Source organism: Burkholderia ubonensis subsp. mesacidophila (assembly GCF_002097715.1).
Taxonomy (GTDB): domain Bacteria; phylum Pseudomonadota; class Gammaproteobacteria; order Burkholderiales; family Burkholderiaceae; genus Burkholderia; species Burkholderia mesacidophila.
The window spans coordinates 132,051-152,755 of record NZ_CP020738.1 but is presented as its reverse complement, the minus strand read 5'-3'; the positions used below and the strand labels follow the sequence as shown (position 1 = coordinate 152,755).

The following is a 20,705-nucleotide window of genomic DNA, read 5'->3' as shown; positions in this document are numbered from 1 at the left end:
AATCCCGATACGGCTATTCGGCGCGATGGAACAGATCGATCATGCGCATCATGCTTTTGAGATGCAGCGCGCGCGGCACCACGCGTTCACTCCTTGCCGCGTATCGCGCAGTCCATTCATGGGCCAGCTCATGCGCGGCGGTGGCATTGCCGCGCACGGCGCGCGCGTCGGTCTCGCGCGCATCGAGACAAGCGCGCGCCTGCCGCACGGCCGACCGCGCGAGCTCGCCCGTGAGGATGCCGTGGTGGCCCAACGCGAGCCGCGGCGCCTCCAGTTGCTCGATGACGTCCAGCGAGTGCCGATACGCGAACAGATCCTGAAAGACCAGCGGCAACCAGGTGGTGGGGCCGTGAAACTCGCCGAGGGCATCCGACACGAAGCCGATGTCCAGTTGCGGGCAGTAGTAGCCGAACTGGCAGCGGCTGTGGCCCGGGAGCGCGATCGCCCGAATCTCCATGCCGTCGCCGATGTCGAGCCGCGTGCCCGGATTGACGGGGTAGAACAGCAGCTCGGGCAACTCGGTGAGATCGATGCCGACGGGCGGGTCCCAGGACTGCGATGCGTGCGCGTCGAGCTGGCGGATGGTCCGGCAGGCCGACGGACTCTGGAACGCATCGTAGGTGTCGGGAGACCCGGATACATGAACCCACGGCATGCGCGACTTGAGCGTCGTCAGCAAGCTGCAGTGGTCATAGTGCGAGTGGGTGACGAACCAGTAGCGCAAATGCCGGATGCCGCCGAAGTCCCGCAGCAGGTCGTGAAGCTGCCGCCATACGAGCTCCGTCATCCCGCTCAGGCCGCCCTCGATCAGCGTCGCGGCCTCGTCGTTGACGATCACGTACAGCGGCACGTCCGCCGTGCCGATGAGCGCCAGCCGCGAATCGATCCACCCCGGGGAATCGTTCAGCATGTCGTTCAGCTCCGATAGAGGGCACAGGCCCAGGTCGCGCCCGCGCCGTAGGTCACCAGGAGATTGAGCTGTCCGGCCGGCATGCGGCCTTGCTCGCGCGCGAGGGCCAGCGCGACCGGAAACGCCGCGCTCGCCATGTTGCCCAGCTGGTCGACGGAAATCATGCAGCGCTCGCGGGGCAGCCCGAGTTGCCCGATGACCGCGTCGAGGATGCGCAGGTTCGGCTGGTGCGGCACGACCAGGCCTATATCCCCGGTCGTCAGCCGGTGCTTGTCGAGCATCTGCCGGCACGCGTCGACGATCCGCCGCGTCGCGTCCTCGAACATCGGCCCGCCCTTCATCCGGAAATGATGCCGGCCGGCCGCGATGTCGTCGCCGTCGATGAAGCGCGGGCGGCGCGCGCCGGGCGCCTCGGTGATGAGCAGGTCGAACTGGGTGCCGTCGGCGCCGAGCGACAGGTCGATCAGGCCGCGCGCCGGGTCGTCCGTCGCCTGCAGCAGCAGCGCGGCGGCGCCGTCGCTCAGCAGGATCGACAGGTTGCGGCCGGCGTTGCTGGTGTCGATCCGACGCGACAACGCCTCGGCGCAAATCAGCAGCACGTTGCGATACAGGCCGCTCGCGAGGAAATGGCGCGCGATCTCGATCCCGTAGAGCCCGCCGCTGCATTGCGCGCGGATGTCGAAGCACGGCACCTCGCGCAAGCCGAGCCGGGGCTGGATGTAGCACGCTTGCGACGGGTCGTGATGATCCGGCGACAGCGTATTGACGATCAGCAGGTCGACGTCGTGCGGCGTCACGCCGGCGTCGGCCATCGCCCGTTCGGCGGCCGGGCACGCGAGATCCGCCAGATGCTGGTCGGGGGCGAGATAGCGTCGCGCCACGACGCCGGTGCGTTCGCGAATGAACGCGTCGCTGGTGTCGATCATGCCGGCGACCTCGTCGTTGCTGACGATCCGTTCCGGCAGCGCGTGGCCCATCCCGGCGATGACGAGTCTGGCGCTCATGCCCGGACCTCCTGTTCGGTCACGGCGGCGACGGCGTCGTCCGCATCGGTCACGACGGTTTCGCCCCAGCGCCACAATTGCGCGCCGAAGCCCCAGCCGGCGCCCGCACCGGCAAGCACCACCAGCGATCCCGGCCGGATCACGCCCTGCCGGATCGACTCATACAGCGCGAACGGCACGGCGGCCGACACGAGGCACGCGCAATCGGCCACGCGTATCACGAATTGATCCGGCTTGAGCCCGAGCCGCTGCGCCCATGAACGCACGAGCAGCGCCGACGGCTGGTGGAACACCATCGCGTCGATGTCGGCGATGGCGATCCCGCTCCGGTGCAACAGCCGCTCGACGATATCGGGAATGGCCAGGGGCATGAAACGCGAGATCGCCTCCTGCGCTTCGGGCTTGAGCGTGAAATACGCACCGAACGGGTTGTCGGCGTCGCTCGCCGCATCGTCGTCTGCCGGGGCCCGGGCGTTGCGCCACTGTATCGTCGCAAGGTCGTAGCGCGTTCCATCGCTGTGATACGCGGCATCCAGCCAATTCGCACCTTGGGGATTGGCCGGCTCGGCGACGAGCACGGCCGCGGCCGCGCCGTCGCCGAAGTTCGTCGACGACTTGGTGGTGTAGTCGACCACCGCCGACATGCGCTCCGACGAGCACACCAGCGCCCGCTTCACCCGTCCCTGCTTGATGAGGTTGGTGGCGATCTGCAGTTGCAGCACGAAGCTCGCGCATTCCATCTCGACGTCGGCGTCGAGCGCGCGCGTGGCGCCGAGCCGGTCGCGCAGCGCACGGGCCAGCCGCGGCGCGAAACGGCGCCGGCCGTCGGCGTGCGTGACGAACGGCGACGTCATGTTGAACAGCACCAGATCGAGTTCGGCGGGCTCCACGCCGGCGCGGGCGAGCGCGTCGCGCGCCGTGCGCTCGGCCAGCGCAAGCTCGGATTCGCCGGCATCGGGATCGATCATGTAGCGCGATTCGATGCCCCAGAATTGCCACCACTCCGCCGGAATGGGCTCGACGCCCGCGAACACGGGATCGTCGTTGGGGACCTGGCGTGCCGGCAAGCGGCACGCGAGACTTGCGATTCGGACGTTGTGCACCATCAGACCTCCATCGTGCTGCAGGCGATGCGCGGCCTGAACGGATCCAGCGTCATGGCGACCACCGTATGTTCATCGTCACGCAACGACATCGAAGCTGCGACGCGGGACGCGAGCCACGCGGGCAGCTGGAACGGGTTCGGGATGTCAGCCGACCCGGCGACGACCTCGACGCGGCAATCGCCCCCCGCGCCGGCGGCGATCGACGGCCATCCGCTCATCCACGATTCGCAAAACAGCCTGGCGACGGGCCGGTCGATGCGGCTTTGCACGTCGTCGACCATCGCGCGCACCGCGGCGGCCGCATTGACCGGTTCAACGTCGAATCGGCCGGTGGCGTGATCGAACCGGCTCTCGAACCGGGCCAGCGACAGGGCGCCGTTCACGCGCCGCGCGGGAATCGCGTCGAGCGTCGCGAACGGGGGCGACTCGAGGTCCGCGTAGCTGCTGGCATGGCCGCGGTCATGGGCGGAAGGCGTCAGGACGATCGCCCCCGCGCCGTCGGCGAAGCCGCTCGTGGCGACCTGCTCGACATCCGCGAGCGCTTCCGCGCGAACCACGAGCGCGCGTCGATAGCCGAGCTGCCGGCAATGGCTCTGCGCGAGATCGAGCGCGAGCGTCCAGTCCGCGTCGAGCAGGTCGAACACGGCCGCATGGCGCGCACGCAGGTCGCGCTGCACGGGGTGCGCCAGCCGCGGCCCGGCGATCGCCGGCGCGTCCGCCATCCGGCTGGGCGAAATCGACAGGCTGACGATCAGATCCAGTTCCGACGGCAGGCAACCGGCTTGCAGCAGCGCCTGCCGGGCTGCCTTGACGGCGTAATCGTTGGCATAGGGTTGCGCAGCGGTCGCTGCACCCGGCAGGGCCACCGCGGCTCCAAGAATTTTCATAGGGTGACGAGCTCGTTTCGGACGGAGTGATTCGGAGAACGCATCGCGCCATTGGCCTCCTGCCTGAGCGCGGCGCGGCGCAACTTGCCCGATTCGTTGCGCGGCAAACCGCCGGTGTGGTACGCGACCCGATGCGGACATTTGTACGACGCGATCACGCCCTTGACGTGCTGCTGCAGCTGCGTCGTCAACGCCTCCGAGCCGTCGATTCCCGGCTGCAGCACGACGTGCGCGCAGATGAGCGTGCCGCCCCATTCGTCGATCTGTCCGACGACCGCGCATTCGGCGACATCGGGATGGCGCAGCAGCGCTTGCTCCACTTCGCCGGGCGACACCGTGTAGCCGGACGTGATGATCATGTCGTCCGCGCGCGCCTGATAGAACAGATAGCCTTCGTCGTCCAGGTAGGCGGCGTCCCCCGTCAGGTTCCAGCCGTGCTTGACGTAGTCGCGTTGCCGCGCGTCGTTCAGGTAGCGGCACCCGGTCGGCCCCTGCACGGCCAGAAAGCCGATCTGATTGGGCGGCAGGCATCGGCCCTGCTCGTCCAGGATGGCCAGGCGGTAGCCGGGCACCGCCTTGCCGAGCGTGCCTGCCCTGGATTCGGTGTCGCCCGTCGACGCAAAGATATGCAGCATCTCGGTCGCCCCGATCCCGTCGATCAGGTGCATCCCGGTCCGCTCGCGCCAAGCCTCGCGCGTCCAGGGCGGCAGCGCTTCACCGGCCGCCACGCATTTGCGCAGCGACGAGAGGTCGTGATCGTCGAGATGGTCGAGCATGACCCGATAGGCCGCCGGCGCCGTAAACAGGATGCTGACCCGATGCCGGGCGACGGCCGCCAGCAGACGTTCCGGGTTGGCTTTCGGCAACAGCACGACGCTCGCGCCGACGCTGACCGGAAACAGCAGCAGCGCGCCGAGGCCGAACGTGAACGCGAGCGGCGGCGATCCGCAGAAGACGTCGTCGGCGGTGGGCTTGAGCACGTGCTGCGGAAAGCAGTGGCAGGCCGCCATCACGTCGCGATGAAAATGGACGGTCGCCTTCGGTTCCCCGGTCGTCCCCGACGTGAACGCGATGAGGCAAGGATCGTCCGCGCGCGTCTCGGCGGCCGTGAATGCAGCGGAATAGTCGTTGAGCCAGCCCGCGTGCGGACCGGCGTCCTCCGTCTCGTAGCGCCGGACATCGCCGCGCCATTGCATGCGCGTCATCGCCGCGTCGAGTTCGGCCGACAGCGCGCCTTCGCAGATCGCGTGCGTGACCTTGGCCCGGTCGATGACGGTCGACAGTTCGCCCGCGCGCAGCTTCGGCATCGTCGTGACGACCACGCCGCCCGCCTTGACCACGCCGAACCACGCCGCGGCGAGGAACGGGTGGTTGGTGCCGTGCAACAGCACCCGGTTGCCGGCCACCAGGCCGGCATCGTGGACCAGCATGCTGGCGATCCGGTTGCTCGTATCGCGCAATTCGCGATACGACCACGTCACGCCCGACTCGGTCCTGATCGCAACGCGATCCGCCCAGCCCCGGTCCTCGACTGCGGCATCCAGCAGCGCGGCGGCGCAATTGAGAAATTGCGGAAACTGCAGCCCCGGCAAATCAAGGACGAATTTCGGCCAATCCTCGATCGGGGGCAAGTTCGCGCGGCAAAAGTCGTCCATTGTCAGCGCTCGCAAGAGTGTGAGTTCAAAGTCCGCGATAACGGCATGGCACCGGCCGGGCACGATGCGCGCGCCCGTCCCGTGCAGCCTGAATCGCGATGGCAAAAAGGTGTTGTCGAAGCGGCAGGCGTGTGTCATCGCCGAGCGACGCAGTGCGCGCCCGGTCGATCACATGACAACCCGTTGATTCACTTGCAGGTATTCCGTCGCACTTTTCTTGAAAAACAAACGAGCACGACGAAAGCAATTCAATCAATTCATTTCAACGCAACAAACTCAGGATTCCGAATTCTAAAGTAAACAATTTCGAATTCGAAGTAATGATCTTGCAAGCTTAGCGGCATTTTAAATGCATGGCGCATGTGAAGCTAGATGGATCATTCAAATCTTTGCGCGGAACCGATATCATTAAAATCAAAAAAATTACGGATCGCACTACTGAATTAAATTATTTCTCAAAGCCGGAACAATGATTGATCGATCGGCCGTTTCGCAGGATTTTTCTCATCTACTGCACGTGGTCTTGTGACACGGCAAGACCACGTGCGCGCTCGCCGTGAGCGTCGCGATCGTCCAGATGATCCGCGCCTTCACGAACCCCGCCATGCGCCGCTTCGCCAGCACGCGACGCGAGCCGCCTCGCGAGCCCCGCCTGCAACGCGTCGAGCAGCACGAACGCAACGGGCACGAGCAGCAGGCTCAGCGCGGTCGACGTGACGAGGCCGCCGATCACGGTGATCGCCATCGCCGAGCGGAACACGTCGCCCTGCGCATCGAACGCGAGCGGCAGCAGCCCACCCATCATCGCGAACGTCGTCATCGCGATCGGCCGCGCGCGCTTGCGGCACGCGTCGACGATCGCGTCGACGCGCGACAGCCGCTGCCGCTCGCGCGCGACGAGCACGTACTGCACCAGCAGGATCGAGTTCTTCGTGCACAGGCCCATCAGCATCAGCAGGCCGACGAGCGACGCGAGCGACAGGCTGAGCCCGCACAGCGCGAGCATCGCGGCCGCGCCGCCGAGCGACAGCGGCAGCGCGACCAGCACCGTCGCCGGCAGCACGAAGCCGCCGAACAGCAGCACGAGGATCGCGTACACGCTGGCGAGACCGAACAGCATCGCGTAATAGAAGCCGCCGAACAGCTCGTCGAGCGATTCCGCGTCGCCGCTCGCGCTGCGGCGCACGCCGGCCGGCAGGTCGCGCAGCGCCGGCAGCCGGTCGACCTGCGCGATCACGTCGCCGAGCGGGCGGCCCGCGAGCCCGACGTCGAGCGTCACGTAGCGCTCGCCTTCGCGACGGTCGATCTGCGCGGGCTCGCTGTCTTCGACGAGCCGCGCGACGCTCGACAGCGGCACGCTGCCGTCGCGCCCCGGCACGGGCAGCCGGGACAGCCAGTCGCCGGCGTCGAGCCCCCCGTTCGCCCTGTCCGCCACATGCACGCGCACCGGCACCTGCCTGCCGCCGACGTCGAGCCGCGGCAGGCGTTCGGGCGCGTCGCCCGCGGTCGCGACCCGCAGCGCGTCGGCCGCCGCTTCGCGCGTGACGCCGAGCGCGGCGGCGCGCGGCCCGTCGAGCACGACGCCAAGCGCCGGCCGGCGCGCGGCCGCCGTCGACGCGACCGCGCCGAGCCCGGGCGCCGCGCGCAGCGCCCGCTCGACGCGGCGCGCGGTCTCGTCGAGCAGGCCGCCGTCGCGGCTCGACAGCACGATCGACATCACCTTGTCCGTCTGCTTGTCGCCGACCGTGAAGCGCACGCCCGGCACCGCGGCGAAGCGGCCCGCGAGCGCCGCCTCGACCTGCGCCTGCGAGCGCGCGCGCGAGCCGGCCGGCGTCAGCGCGAACGTCAGCACGGCCGAATCGGTCGCGTCGCCCGCCGCGCCGCGCTCGCCGATCGTCGCGTACACCGACGCGATCTCGGTCATGCCCGCCGCCGCGCGCCGCGCCGCATCGACCGCCGCGCGCGTCGCGTCGAGATCGCTGCCGGGCGGCGCCTGCACGCCGACGACGATTTCCGCACGATCCTGCGCAGGCAGGAACGCCTTCGGCAGCGCCGCGAGCGCCACGACCGACGCGCAGACGAACGCCGCGCCGACCAGCAGGCAGCGCCACGGCCGCGCGACGCACCAGCGCACGCAGGCGAGATAGCCGCGCATCGCCCGGCTGTCGTCGTGTGGCGGCGGCGCGCGGCGCAGCCCGTACGCGGCCATCATCGGCGTGAGCATCCGCGCGACCGCGAGCGACGCGAGCACGGCGGCCGCCGCGGTCCAGCCGAACTGCTTGAAGTAGCGTCCGATCGCGCCGTTCATGAACGCGGTCGGCAGGAACACCGCGACGAGCGTGAGCGACGTCGCGATCACCGCGACGCCGATCTCGCGCGCGCCGTCGAGCGCGGCAACGCGCGGCGGCTTGCCGTCGCCGAGGTGGCGCGCGATGTTCTCGACTTCGACGATCGCGTCGTCGACGAGCACGCCGATCACGAGAATCAGCGAGAGCATCGTCAACTGGTTGAGCGAGAAGCCGAGCCACGCCATCGCGAGAAACGCCGGCAGGATCGACAGCGGCAGCGCCGACGCCGACACGAGCGTCGCGCGCCAGTCTCGCAGGAACAGCCACACGATCACGACGGCGAGCACGCAGCCTTCGTACAGCGCGGACATCGCGCCGTCGAACACGCGCTGGATCGGCTCGACGTAGTCCGCGACGCCGCGCACGTCGACGCCCGGGTGCGCGCGCCGCAGCCGCTCGATCGCGTCGCGCACGCCCTGCGCGACGCGCACCTCGTCCGCGCCCGGCGCCTGCATCACCTGCACGCCGACCACCGGCCGGCCGTCGAGAAGCGTGATCTGCGTCGGGTTCGCGATCGCGTCGCGGATCGTCGCGAGGTCGGCGAGCGTCGCGCGCCGGCTGTCGCCCAGCGGCAGGTCGAGCGCGCCGAGCGCCGCGACGCCGCCGCCCGCCTGCGCCATCCGCACCGATTGCGCGCGGCCGTCGATGTCGACGCGCGCGGCGGGCGTATCCGCGAGCCGCGCGCGCACCTGCTTCGCGACGTCGCCCGCATCGATGCGCAGCCCCTGCAGCGCGACGGGATTCAACGCGACGTCGATCTGCCGGTCCACGCCGCCCTGCCGCACGACCCGCGCGACGCCCGGCACCGCGAGCAGCGCCTTGCTGAGCGTCGAGTCGACGAACCACGACAGGTCCACCGGATCGAGCCGCGCCGACGACACCGCGTAGACGAGCAGCACGCGCTCGATGCGCTCCTGCGCGACGACGGGCTCCGGCATGTCCGGCGGCAGGCGGCCGCGCATGCGGCCGACCGCGGCGCGCACGCGCTCGAGCGCGTCGCGCGGGTCGGCTTCGAGCGCGAACTGGACCGTCGTGTGCGACCGGCCGTCCGTTACGCGCGACAGCACGCGCTTGACCGCGCCGAGCCCCGCGACGCCCTGCTCGATCGGCCGCGTCACGTCGCGCTCGAGCTGCGACGGCGTCGCGCCGGGCAGGCTCGCGTCGATCGCGATGACGGGCGCATCGACGCTCGGCAGCTCGGCGACCGGCAGCGCGCGAAAGCCGAGCGCGCCGCCGATGCACAGCAGCGCGAACAGCAGGATCGTCGGCAGCGGCCGGCGCACCGACCATTCGAGAAAGTTCACGGCGCGCTCCCGTTCCCGGCGACGCGCACGGGTGCGGACGCAGGCGCGCTTGCGGCGATGGGCGCGCCGTGCGCGACGATCGTCACCACGTCGCCTTCGTCGAGCAGGCCCGCGCCCGACGCGACGACGCGCTCGTCCGGCCGCAAGCCCGCGAGCACCTCGACGCGCCCACCCTGCGCGCGGCCGCGCACGAGCTTGACCGCGTGCACGCGATGGCGCGCGTCGACCGTCCATGCGTAATGAAAGCCGTCGCGCGCGACCACCGCCGAATCGGGCAGCGTGAGCGCTTGCGTGCGCCCCGTCACGATCGCGCCGGACACGAAGCCGCCCGCCTGCAAGCCGGCGTCCGCCGGCAGGTCGACGTAGACGATGCCCGCGAGCGTCGCCTTGTCGAGCACGGGCGACACCTGGCGGACGATGCCGCGCGCGGCGCCGCCGTCCGCGCGCGCGAGTTCGGCGGGCTGCCCCGGGCGCACCGCGGCGAGCGCGTTCGCGCCCAGCTGCGCGCGCCATTCGAGCCGGCCGCCGCGGATCAGCTTGAACAGCGTCGCGCCGGCGGCGGGCACCGCGCCTTCGATCGCCTTGCTGGCCGCGACCACGCCGTCGTCGGGCGCCCGCACCGTCGCGCGGCGCAACTGCAGCTCGATGCCCGCGAGACGCGCCCGCGCGCCCGCCAGCTGGGCGATGCTCACCTTCTCCTGCGTTTGCGCCTTGATCAGCTCCTGCCGGCTGATCGAGCCGGTTGCGTCGAGCGCCCTGGCGCCTTCGAGCTGCGCGCTCGCCTGCGCGAGCCGCGCATTCGCCTCGGCGACGGCCGCATCGGCATCGGCGCGCTTCACCGCGAGGCCGGCCGTGTCGAAGCGCGCGAGCGCCTGCCCTTTGCGGACCCGGTCGCCGACGCGCGCGTCGACGGCCGCGAGCGGCAAGTCGCCGGGCGCCGTCAACTCGATCTCGTCGTACGCGGCGACGGCGCCGCTCGCCTGCTCGCGCGTCTCCCAGTCCCGCACGTCGGGCGCGACGACGGTCACGCCAAGCGCGGCGTGGACGGCGGTTGCGGAATCGGTCGGATCGCCGGTTCGGGCAGCGGCCTGGTTTGCTGCCGGGTTCGCGGTTTGCTTCGCGGCCGGATCGGCACGCGGCGCGGACGGCTGCGACGGTCCGCACCCGCCCGCGAGCACCGCGGCGACAACGGCGAGCGCTGCCGCGCACCGGAGAACACACGTAAAGTGCCCGCCGCTCATCGCACCGCCTCGCTCACGATCCGCGCGCCACTCGCCGCATGCGCATCGCCCGCCGCATGCGCGTCGCCCGCAGCGTGCGCATCCCGCGTCGCATGCACATCCCGCGCCGCGGGCGCACCCTTTGCCGTATCCGCATCCGTCGCCGCCTGCCCATCGCCCGTCGCATCCCCCGCCTGCCAGCCGCCGCCGACCGCGCGATACAGCGCGACCCACGCCTGCGCGCGCTCGAGCCGCGCGGACGCGACCGACTGCCGGCTCGTCACGTACTGCCGGCGCGCGGTCTCGACTTCGAGCACGTCGCTCGTACCCACGCGAAACCGCCGCTCGACGGTCTGCGCGTAGCGCTTGTAGTTCTCCTGCGCGACGAGCGCGGCGCGTTCCCGCCCGACCGACGCATCGACCCGCACCAACGCGTTTTCGACTTCCATCACTGCCTGCCTGACCTTTCGTTTGTAGTTCGCGAGCGCCTCGTCATAACGCCCGCGCGCACCTTCGACGCGGGCCGCGCCGCTGCCGCCGTCGAACACCGGCACGGTGAGCGTCGGGCCGAACATCCACGGCCGCAGCGTCAAGCCCTGCCCGCTCACCTGGTAGCGGTCGATCTCGATCGATCCGGACAGCGACACCGACGGCAAGCGCGCCGCAATCGCCGCGCCGATTTCCGCATTGGCCGCGGCGAGCGCGCGCTCCGACGCGCGCACGTCGGGGCGCTGCTCGATCGTGCGCGCCGGCAGCGCGGCGAGCACGCCGCCGCGCGGCTCGGGCACCGTTGCGTAGCCCGCTGCGAGCCGCGCGTCGAGCGCGTCGCGCGACAGGCCGGTCAATGCGACGAGCTCGTTGCGATCGACTTCGCACTCGGCGCGCTGGCGCGCGAGCAGGTCTTCGCCTTCCGCGATCGACGCCTTCGGCAGCGCCGCATCCGACGGCGACAGGAACCCGGCCGTGACGCGCTGGCGCGTCACCTCATCCGTCGCGATCCGCGAGCGCTGCTCGTCCTCCTGCGCGGTGACGAGCGATTCGCACGCACGGGTGCGGAAGTACGCATCGGCCACGTCGGATGCGACGCTCACGCGCGCGTCATGCCACTCGTCGATGCGCGATTCGACGCGCGCGGTGTCGGCCTGCAGCCCGCGCCGCGCCTTGCCGAACAGATCGAGTTCCCACGACGCCTGCAGGCCGGCGCGCGACGTATCCAGCTCGCCGCTCTGCACCGATGTCGACTGGCTCACGTCGTTCGACGTCACCGCCTGCGTGTTCGCGTTCGACCGGTTGAACGACGCGATGCCGTCGAGTTTCGGCAGCAGGCCGGCCACGCTGGTCGCGCGGCTTGCCCGCGCCTGCCGCATCCGCGCGACCGCCGCGTCGATCGTCGGGCTGTCCGCCTGCGCCGCGTCGATCAGCGCCGACAGCGCCGGATCGTCGAACTGTTGCCACCAGTGCGCGAGCGCGACGACGCTGCCGTCGTGCGGCAGCGTCGCGTGCCACGCGGCGGGGATCTTCAGCGACGCCGCGTCGGGCGGCCGGTAGGTCGGCCCGAGCATGCAGCCGGACAGCACGGCGAGCAGCGCGCACGACACCGCGCGCGCGTGACGGCGGCGGCGCGTCGCGCGCGCATCCGTCAGCAAGCCTGAACCGGCGCATCGACGCGCCGCGACCGGATGAAGCCCGCGAGCGCCGCCGCCGTCGCGCCGCTCGCGAGCGCGCCGAGTTCGAACTCGACGCGATAGCGCGATTTCAGTTCGACGAACGAACGAATCAGCGCGAGCGACGTGCCGCCGAACGCGAAGAAATCGTCGTCCGGCCCGATGCCCTTGAGCCCGAGCCGCTCGCGCCACACCTGCAGCACGGCGGCGAGCTCGTCGGAGCGCGCCGCGCCCTCGTCCGCTTCCGCGGCGGGCGCCCACGCGGCCGTTTCCGGCGCGGGCAACGCGCGCTTGTCGATCTTGCCGTGCGCGGTCAGCGGCAGCGCGGCGAGCACGATGTAGGCCGACGGCCGCATGTGATCCGACAGATGCGCGGCCGCGCGCGCCTTCAGGCCGGCGATCGCCGCGTCGGTCGGGCGCTGCGCGTCGTGCGCCGGCACCACGTACGCGACGAGCCGGCAATCGCCTTCGCCATAGTCGTGGCCGCGCACGTGACACGCGTCCAGCCCGCCGCCCTGCATCAGCGCCGCCTCGATCTCGCCGGGCTCGATCCGGAAGCCGCGGATCTTCAGCTGCTCGTCGGCGCGGCCGACGTACACGTATTCGCCGTTCTCGCCGCGCGTCGCGAGATCGCCGGTCCGGTACGCGCGCACCGGCTCGCCCGTCTGCGGGCAGCGCAGCCGCACGAAGCGTTCCGCGGTGAGCTCGGGCCGGTTCAGGTAACCGCGTGCGACGCCCTTGCCCTCGACGTAGATCTCGCCCGTCGCGCCGTCGGCCACGTGCCGCCCATGCTCGTCGAGCAGGTGCAGCCGCAGGTGCGGCAGCGGCACGCCGATCGGGCTCGCCGCCGCCTGCGCGTCGCGCCGCGTGATCCGCCTGAACGACACGTGCACGGTCGTCTCGGTGATGCCATACATGTTGATGAGGCGCGTGCGCTCGTCGCCGTGGCGCGCGATCCACGGCGCGACCAGCGACGGCGGCAGCGCTTCGCCGCCGAAGATCACGTAGCGCAGCGCGAGCGGCTGCGACGCGCCGCGATCGGCCGCGTCGAGTTGCCGAAATGCGGAAGGCGTCTGGTTGACGATCGTCACGCGGTGGCGCGCGAGCCAGCGGTGGAACGCGGCCGGCTCCCGCGACACCGGATACGGCACGACCGCGACCTGCGCACCGGTCAGCCATGCGCCCCACACTTCCCACACCGAGAAGTCGAAGCCGATCGAATGGAACAGCGACCACACGTCGGATGCGTCGAATTCGAACCACGCGCGCGATTGCTCGATCAGGTGCAGCACGTTGCGATGCTCGACCATCACGCCCTTCGGCTTGCCGGTCGAACCCGATGTGTAGATCACATAGGCGAGATCGTCCGGACTCGATGCCGGTTCGACGTAGCCGTCCTCGACCGCCGTCTCCGCGAGCGCGGGCAGCAGCGCATCGGCCGCGAGCACGCGCACGTTCGCGTCGTCCACGTCGGGCAGCCGCTCGATCGTATCGGACGTGCAGACGATGACCCCGACGCCGCTGTCCGCGACGACGTGCGCGATGCGTTCGCGCGGATAGGTCGGATCGATCGGCAAATAGGCGCCGCCCGCCTTCAGGATGCCGAGCAGCGCGACGAGCATGTCGACGCCGCGCGTCATGTAGAGGCCGACGAGCGCGCCGCGCACGACGCCCCGGTCGCGCAGCTCGCGCGCGAACGCCGACGACAGGCGGTCCAGCTCCGCGTAGGTCAGCCGCCGCGTTTCGTCGGACGCCGCGATGCGATCCGGGAATTCGCGCGCGCGCATGCCGAACGCGTGATGCAGCGAGCGCACGTCAGGACGATGACGCTCCGGAACGCGATGGTCATCTCGGGTCGATTCGGAAACTTGCACTGCGATCCCCCAGGGTCTGTTTACATATGGAACGCACATGCGTTGCCACGAGAACGGCCGCTCGCGAGGCGTGCGACGCCGCGAATACTGGACTATCGCCAAGGAGCACAACGCGGCGAGCGGCCGTTCTCGTGGCAACCCCAAACTTGAAATTCATTCCACGGGAATGCCCGAAATCGCCCGTATGGCGGCGTCGCGCGTCGCTTGTTTGGCTCGGCCAAACGGCGCTCCTCACTTCTTGCCCTACGCGCGATTTCGGGCATTCGCATGTGCGTTCCATATGTAAACAGACCCTTGGCACCGGATGCATCGATTGGAACATCGAAGCATCGCGCTGTCTGTCGCAGAAAAGTGGGACAGTCGCTCGCGCGCCGGAATCGTCGCCGCCGCGCCGGCGCACCGGTGATTCACCGGCTGTCCCGGCTATCCGTTACAGACGCGTCCGCGGGCGGGTGTTTAAATCATGCCGGCAGCCCGCGTGCGAGCGCGGGTTCAACGTCACCAGGAATGCTTTCATGGAGTTCAGCAGACTGTTCGCACATGTCGGCGAAGCGATCTCGAGCAGCGGCAGCCGACGTTTTCCCCGGATGATGTACAGCTTGATCTTCGCGGCGGTCCCCGTGGACGAGGTCCGCATTTCGGAGCTCGCGGTCGACGGCATGCACGACGGCGACCTCAAGGTGCGCAGCATCGGCGCCGTCGGCGAGGCGCTCGCGCGATCCGGCCAGGCGGGCGACGCCGGCTATCGGCCGCCGGTTCCGCCGGCGGCTTCCGGCGAAAGCCATCTGCATGTCGACGACACGCTCAGCGGTCACGGCCAGACCCACGCGCTGCTCGACCGCTTCTTCGACACCCATGCGGCAAGCGCGCCGCCGCGCTGCGCGCAATTCCATCTCGCGACCCGCAAGCAGGGCCACTGCTACCTGATCTCGCTATATCGCGCGAATGCGTTCGACGATTTCTCGCCGCAGGAGCGCACCTTCCTGAAGGATTTCGCACACGTGCTGTTCCCGATCGTCACGAGCCATGTCGCGGCGCTCGATTCGGACGCGCCCACCGGCCGTCCCGCCGCAGCCGCATCCGCGGCGACGCAATCCGGCAGGGAGCGCCTCGCGCGACGGTTCGCCGAGCGCCTGCGGCAAGCCGGCGTCAAGCTGTCGACGCGAGAGATCGAGGCATGCACGGCGCTGCTCGCCGGCGACACGGTGCCCGCCATCGCCGGGCGCTTCGCGCTGCGCGAAAGCACCGTCGAGACCTATCTGAAGCGGGCGGCGGTCAAGCTCGGCTTCGGCGGACGTCACGGGCTCACCCGCTGGATGCTCGACGAAACCGGCGACGGCGCGGCGCCCCTTGTCGGAACCTGAGGAACCCGAACGCTCGCGCCCGGCCGCGCTCCGCGCGTCACGCGTGGCCCGCCAGGAACTGCAGCGCGCGCGCCGCCGACACGGGCGACGCGCGAAACAGCTTCGGATGACTGCCGCCCACCTCCACTTCGAGCCGCGCGCCGGGAATCCGCCCGGCGACGAACACCGACCCGCCGCAATGCGCGACCTCGTCGTCGTCGCCCGCGACGACGAGCGTCGGCACGCTGACGCGCGGCAGCAGCGCAAGCGCATCGACCTTGTTGAGCGCATCGCTCAGCTTCGCATACCGGTACATCAGTTCCGCATTCGCATACGGGTAGAGCGCCGCGTGCGCGATCTCGGCGGGCACGGTCACGAGCGTCGACGGATCGGCGAACATGCGCTGCAGATCCTGCGCGACGTCGCGCCCTTGCGCCGCGGCTTCCATCAGCCACGCGTAGTTGCGCTGGTGCTTCGTCCGCAGCGCGTCGTCCGACAGGTTGTAGTCGCCGTACCACAGGTTCAGCGACGCCGCCCGCGCCGGCTGCGCGAGCGCCGCCTGCAGCGCGACGACGGCGCCGCCGCAGATGCCCATCAGGTGCGCGCGATCGACGCCGAAGCGGTCCATCACGGCGAACAGGTCGTCGACTTGCGCGTCGATGTCGGTCCGCGCCGCGTCGAACGCGTCGCACGTGCCGAACAGCGCGCGCGTCTCCCAGGTCAGCACGAAGTGGCGCTCGGCGAGCGCGTCGAACCAGCGCTGGCACAGGTCGAGCGGCATCCCGCACGGCAGCGCGAGCACGACCGCCGGCAGATCGCGCCGCGAGCCCGCATACGCGGACAGCGCAATGCCCGCTTCGCGCGCGATCCGTACCCGCTCGACGCCGTCGCTCAGCGCATCGAAATCGAAGTCTTCCGCCTCGCGCTGCGCGCAGGCCAGGCGCTGCGGCGTGTCGAAGTGATCGTAGCGGTAGTCGAACGCCGCGCTGATGCGCCGGCTCATCAACAGTTCGAACGACGACAGGCCTGCCGCGCCGTCCGGCTCGAACCGCACGTCGCGCGCGCCGATGCGCGCGAACGCGGTCGCGACGACGCGCTGCGCGTCGCGCGCGCCGGACGCCGGGCGATCGGAGGCATCGTCGAACAGGCAAAGGCGAACCGGGCCCGGCAGGCTCGCGGCGAGATGCCGGAACGCGCGGATCGTGCTCGGCACGCGCAAGTCGAGGGTCGAGTCGGATTCGTCCAGTACGGCGGCGGTCGATTCGTGCATGAAGGGATTCCAGGCGATCGATGACGGAAGAGACGCGCCGGGCGCTCCGCCCGGCACGTCGATTGAAGCACCCGTGCGCCGGAATGTCTGCAACGGAAAGCCGGGACAAATGCGGCCGTCGCGATCGGCCGCGCCCGCGTCACGGCGCCGGCAGGCGCGCGTGCGCGCCGCCGCCGTCCGTCACGCGGCCGACGCGCATGGCGCGCAGTCGTCGATCATCCATTTCGTGAGCCCGTGCCGCCCGCTGATGCCGAGCTTGACCGCCGCGCGCTTGATGTAGGTCTCGACCGTGCTCTCCTTCAGGCCGAGCTCGCCCGCCATCTCGCGCAGCATCTTGCCCGCGAGCAGGCCGAGGCACACTTCGCGTTCGCGCGCCGACAGCACGACCGCCGCGCGCGCGAGCCGCGATTCGAAGTCGCGGCGCAGCGCCTCGACACCCGGCGCGCCGGCCGCCGGATCGCGCGGCGCCACGCTTGCGAGCGCGCCGTGCCGCCACGTCGACGCGTGCCACTCGACGAGCGGCAGCAGCGTATCGGCGAAGTTCTTCAGGAACGACATCTCCTGCAACGAGAAGTCGCAATGCGACGACGTGCGATGCAGCGAGATCACGTAGCGGCGATTCGCCTTGCGCGACACGAGATGACACTGGAATCCCGCGCCCGTCCCGCGCAGCGGCATCACGTCGCCGCCGTCGCCGCGCCGCGCGGGCGGGTTGATGTGAATCAGTTGCCGGTCGCTGGCGCTCACGATCCAGTTCACCAGCGGATGCCCGGCCGGGTCCCGCTCGGCCTGCGCCGCGGGCGGCACCATCCGCGGATCGTCGCGGGGTGCGCCGGACGCGCCGAGCGATTGCACGTCGACGACCTTGCCGGCCGGTTCGTTGAGCGTCCATTCGCTGATCCCGGTGATCGCGAGCGGAATCGACTCGGCCAGCAGCGCGTGCATGTCGGATGCGAACCGCTCGCTGCCCGCGCTCGAAATCACCTTTCCGAGCTTCGCGAAGATCTCGACCATCTGACTCTCCTTGTATTGCGTGCCTGAAGGCAGCGGCGCGACGCCGGCGCAATCGCGCCCGGCGCGGATCGCGATGCGCCACCGCTGCCATCGCGCGCCGTCCGGCTTGCACCGGGCCGCGCGCCCTTTCTTCGTGTCAGTTCAGTTCGATGCCTGCCCGAGCGCGGGCCCGGCGGCGACGGCAAGCTCGCCGTCGCCGCGCACCGCCTGCTGCCACCATTGCGCGAAGCGCGCGACGTGCGGCGGCCGGATCATCGTGTAGTGATTGCCGGGACAGCGCCACATGGCCATCCGCGGCGCGAAGCGCCGCCAGCCGGACAGCACGTCGTCCGGCACGAAGCCGCGCGCTGCGTCGTCGCCGTCGGCGGCGACCACGAGCGTCGCGCGCCCCGCATAGACATCGGCCGGCCGGTACGCGGTGCGCAGCGCCGTCCCGTAGGTACGCACGATGCCCTGCACGTCGCGCGGCCCGGAGCCGCCGCGGATGATGCGGGCGTCGACCATCCCGCGATGGAGCATCGCCCATTGCCCGCGCCGGTCCGCGCGAAACAGCGCGTCGCGCTCGATGCCGAGCGCGCGGCCCGTCGCCTGTTCGAGCGCGCGGACGAGATTCCACACGACGCTCGCGAACGTGTACTGGCGACCCAGCCGGCCCGCCGACGCCGGCGCCTCGGTGTCGACGATCGTCAGCGACGCGGGCGGGCGGCCGCTCGCCTGCAGCCGGCACGCGATTTCCATCGCGACCCAGCCGCCGAACGAATGGCCGATCAGATGCACCGGCTCGCGCGCGTCGGCCGCCAGCCGTTCGACGACGCTCAGGTATGCCGTCGCCGCCGCGTCGACGCTCACATGCGGCGCGAGCACGCCGTCGAGGCCGCGCGGCTGCAGGCCGTGCATCGGCCAGCCCGGCTCCGCCGCGATCGTGAACGGCAGGAACGTCGCGACGTTGTCGCCCGCGCCCGGAATCAGCACGACGGGCTGGCGGCCCGGCGCACCGCGCTGGATCGGCAGGTGCGACGGATAGCCCGCCTCCGGCGGGGGCGCCTTCCGCTCGCCGCCGCCGGCGGCCGCGCGGCGCTCGTCCTGCAGCGCATGCGCGATCGCGCGGCCGAGCGCCGGCGCGGCGCCGCCCGACGACGCGTGCCGCGCCGGCACGTCGACGACGCAAATCTCGCCGGGCTCGAGCCGCGCCGCCCAGCCGTCCGCGCGATCCGGCAGCGCGGCGGCGTCCGCGCCGGCACTGCGCAGCTCGAACCAGTGAACGGGCATCGACAGCGAAAACGGCTCGTAGTGCGCGAACGCGTGATCGAGCGCCGCCCAGCGGTCGAGCCATCGCTGCAGCTGCGCGTCGCTCAGGCCGCGCAACCCGGGCGGCAGCAGCCCCGCGTCGCGACACCGGGACGCGATCTCGGCGAAATCCGGCGTTGCCGCGTCCGCGAACAGGTCGCGCGGATCGATCGCGCGCGCGCCGCCGCCATTCGCTTCGCCGCCGTCCGCTTCACCGTCGAACAGCCGCAGCCATTCGGCCCGCCGCATGTCGTGCGAACGGGCGGCCACGCCGCCATTCGCGACCATCGCGACCAGTTCGACGAGACGCTCTCCGGCCGGCGCATCGGCGGCATGCCCGGGCCGGGCGGCCGCGTGGGCCGTCGACAGCAACGCATCCGCGATGCCGAGAAACGCGACGGTCTCGTCCCGCCCGGCCAGCTGGGTCGCCACTTCGTAGGCGAGCACGCCGCCGGACGCCCAGCCCGCGAGCCGGTACGGCCCGCGCGGCTGGAGCGCGACGATGCGTTCGAGCAGGCGTGCGGCGAGCCATTCGACGGTCGGCGGCCCATCGCACGACGGATCGGCGTCCAGTTCGCATACGCGCCAGCCCGCGCCGAGATGCTCGGACACGCGCCGCGCGCCGTCGCTCAAGCGCGCATAGCCCGCGATCCAGAAGACGCAGTGCTCGTGGGATCGATCTTCAGGCGCGGCGACCGCGGCCCCGTCATCGACGATCGACAAGCCCGATGACAAGCGTGAAGCAGGCACGATGTTTCCTCCGTGTTCGACGGCGCCATGCCGGCGGCGTCGCATTGATCGACGATCGTTACTGGCAAATGCTGCGAAAAACCGACGAGGTGACTTCCGTCATTGAGCTTTGCTGATTGGCCGCCTGCCCGGAAGGCCAGGCGGAAAATCGTTTCCGCAAAACGAAACGATTATTCCGATTGAATTTTTACTCGGGCAGACGCTCAGGTATACCCTAGGCGAACATGATAGCGACGAATTTAAGATTTTGCATTTAGCAAATCATTTATTTTTATTTAACTAAACAACTCGCCCGCCGGATCCCGAGAATCCACAAGCGATTCACGCATTCAACCGAGGCCGCACCGGGCAAACTTTCTTCTGCACGTGATGAATATCGGTAGAAAACGCTCGTGCAATCGTAAAAACATCCATTTCAGAGACGTCTTATTCGACAAGATAACAATCGGATGTGATCCACATAAGACACGCATCGGCACGCACCAGGCCGTCTCTTTCCGGCCGACAGTTTCGACTCACTCAATGATCGATTCAATCTGCCATGCAATCCGACATGAATATTCGCCCGCCGCCCGCCGCCGGCACGATTGCTCCACGAGCCCCAAGGGACGCCCCGGATAGAATTTCCGATGAATATGACATTGACGTTGCAGAACACGCATAAATCAGGTGATCGTTTCTTGACACAAAACGCCGAACGGAAACGGTCGTTTTGAGCGTTCTCCAAACCGCAACAATCATGGCGAAAATCGACAGGATTTACCAACGGCAACCCGATTTCACTCGATCACGCCGTGACTTGCCGCAACGAATACAAGTTGCTAACCTTGACCAACTGAAAAAATCGAATTATTGAATGATCTAAAACTGCCAAGGATTTTATTTAAAAACCCGAAAACATGAAAACAGGCATTCGCGGACCATCATTATTCGACGACCGCCGGAAATAGGTCTGCGAGATATTCCAGAGCACATCGTTTTTTCAAATCCTGGCCAGCCATCGCGCGAATCTGCGCGCGCATCCGTTCCGCTGAAACAGCACCATCCGCGGTCTCTACGCGTTGTCTTT

At 69.7% G+C, this 20,705-nt stretch carries 13 protein-coding genes; 1 reads left to right on the top strand and 12 read right to left on the bottom strand.

What is annotated here, in order from left to right; genetic code table 11:
* Window positions 1-13: 13 nt before the first annotated feature.
* The 9 genes from B7P44_RS18365 to B7P44_RS18325 all read right to left on the bottom strand — a co-directional run bounded on the left by B7P44_RS18365 (window position 14) and on the right by B7P44_RS18325 (window position 13,912).
* Window positions 14-910 carry an MBL fold metallo-hydrolase gene (locus B7P44_RS18365; protein ID WP_084907032.1) on the bottom strand — a complete coding sequence of 299 codons (897 nt, stop codon included), beginning with the start codon at window positions 908-910 and terminating at the stop codon, window positions 14-16.
* Window positions 911-915: 5 nt separating this feature from the next.
* Window positions 916-1,914 (bottom strand): ketoacyl-ACP synthase III, encoded by a 999-nt coding sequence (locus B7P44_RS18360; RefSeq protein WP_084907031.1) that lies wholly within the window; start codon window positions 1,912-1,914, stop codon window positions 916-918.
* A complete protein-coding gene (locus B7P44_RS18355) occupies window positions 1,911-3,020 on the bottom strand; it encodes a 3-oxoacyl-ACP synthase III family protein (protein ID WP_084907029.1) in 1,110 nt (369 codons plus the stop codon). The genes B7P44_RS18360 and B7P44_RS18355 overlap by 4 nt, the downstream gene beginning before the upstream one ends.
* A complete protein-coding gene (locus tag B7P44_RS18350) occupies window positions 3,020-3,907 on the bottom strand; it encodes a beta-ketoacyl-[acyl-carrier-protein] synthase family protein (protein ID WP_084907027.1) in 888 nt (295 codons plus the stop codon). Before B7P44_RS18350 ends, B7P44_RS18355 begins: the two co-directional genes overlap by 1 nt.
* Window positions 3,904-5,562 (bottom strand): AMP-binding protein, encoded by a 1,659-nt coding sequence (locus B7P44_RS18345; protein ID WP_084907025.1) that lies wholly within the window; start codon window positions 5,560-5,562, stop codon window positions 3,904-3,906. Before B7P44_RS18345 ends, B7P44_RS18350 begins: the two co-directional genes overlap by 4 nt.
* 508 nt (window positions 5,563-6,070) lie before the next feature.
* A complete protein-coding gene (locus B7P44_RS18340) occupies window positions 6,071-9,214 on the bottom strand; it encodes an efflux RND transporter permease subunit (protein ID WP_084907023.1) in 3,144 nt (1,047 codons plus the stop codon).
* Complete coding sequence (locus tag B7P44_RS18335; RefSeq protein WP_084907021.1) at window positions 9,211-10,455, bottom strand: efflux RND transporter periplasmic adaptor subunit; 1,245 nt, start codon at window positions 10,453-10,455, stop codon at window positions 9,211-9,213. The genes B7P44_RS18340 and B7P44_RS18335 overlap by 4 nt, the downstream gene beginning before the upstream one ends.
* Entirely contained in the window at window positions 10,452-12,080 is a 1,629-nt protein-coding gene (locus B7P44_RS18330; protein ID WP_084907019.1) for an efflux transporter outer membrane subunit, read from the bottom strand. The genes B7P44_RS18335 and B7P44_RS18330 overlap by 4 nt, the downstream gene beginning before the upstream one ends.
* Window positions 12,074-13,912 (bottom strand): amino acid adenylation domain-containing protein, encoded by a 1,839-nt coding sequence (locus B7P44_RS18325; protein ID WP_231716770.1) that lies wholly within the window; start codon window positions 13,910-13,912, stop codon window positions 12,074-12,076. The genes B7P44_RS18330 and B7P44_RS18325 overlap by 7 nt, the downstream gene beginning before the upstream one ends.
* Window positions 13,913-14,118: 206 nt before the next feature.
* On the opposite strand from B7P44_RS18325, the gene B7P44_RS18320 reads away from it, so the two are divergent.
* On the top strand, window positions 14,119-15,336 hold the full coding sequence (locus tag B7P44_RS18320) for a helix-turn-helix transcriptional regulator (RefSeq protein WP_231716769.1): 1,218 nt from the start codon (window positions 14,119-14,121) through the stop codon (window positions 15,334-15,336).
* Window positions 15,337-15,373: 37 nt separating this feature from the next.
* On the opposite strand, the gene B7P44_RS18315 is transcribed toward B7P44_RS18320, so the two are convergent.
* The 3 genes from B7P44_RS18315 to B7P44_RS18305 form a co-directional block, all read right to left on the bottom strand.
* Window positions 15,374-16,585 carry an alpha/beta fold hydrolase gene (locus B7P44_RS18315; protein WP_084907015.1) on the bottom strand — a complete coding sequence of 404 codons (1,212 nt, stop codon included), beginning with the start codon at window positions 16,583-16,585 and terminating at the stop codon, window positions 15,374-15,376.
* Window positions 16,586-16,765: 180 nt separating this feature from the next.
* Window positions 16,766-17,599 (bottom strand): LuxR family transcriptional regulator, encoded by an 834-nt coding sequence (locus tag B7P44_RS18310; protein WP_084907013.1) that lies wholly within the window; start codon window positions 17,597-17,599, stop codon window positions 16,766-16,768.
* A gap of 141 nt (window positions 17,600-17,740) precedes the next feature.
* Window positions 17,741-19,636 (bottom strand): thioesterase domain-containing protein, encoded by a 1,896-nt coding sequence (locus B7P44_RS18305; protein WP_231716768.1) that lies wholly within the window; start codon window positions 19,634-19,636, stop codon window positions 17,741-17,743.
* Between the last annotated feature and the right edge of the window lie 1,069 nt (window positions 19,637-20,705).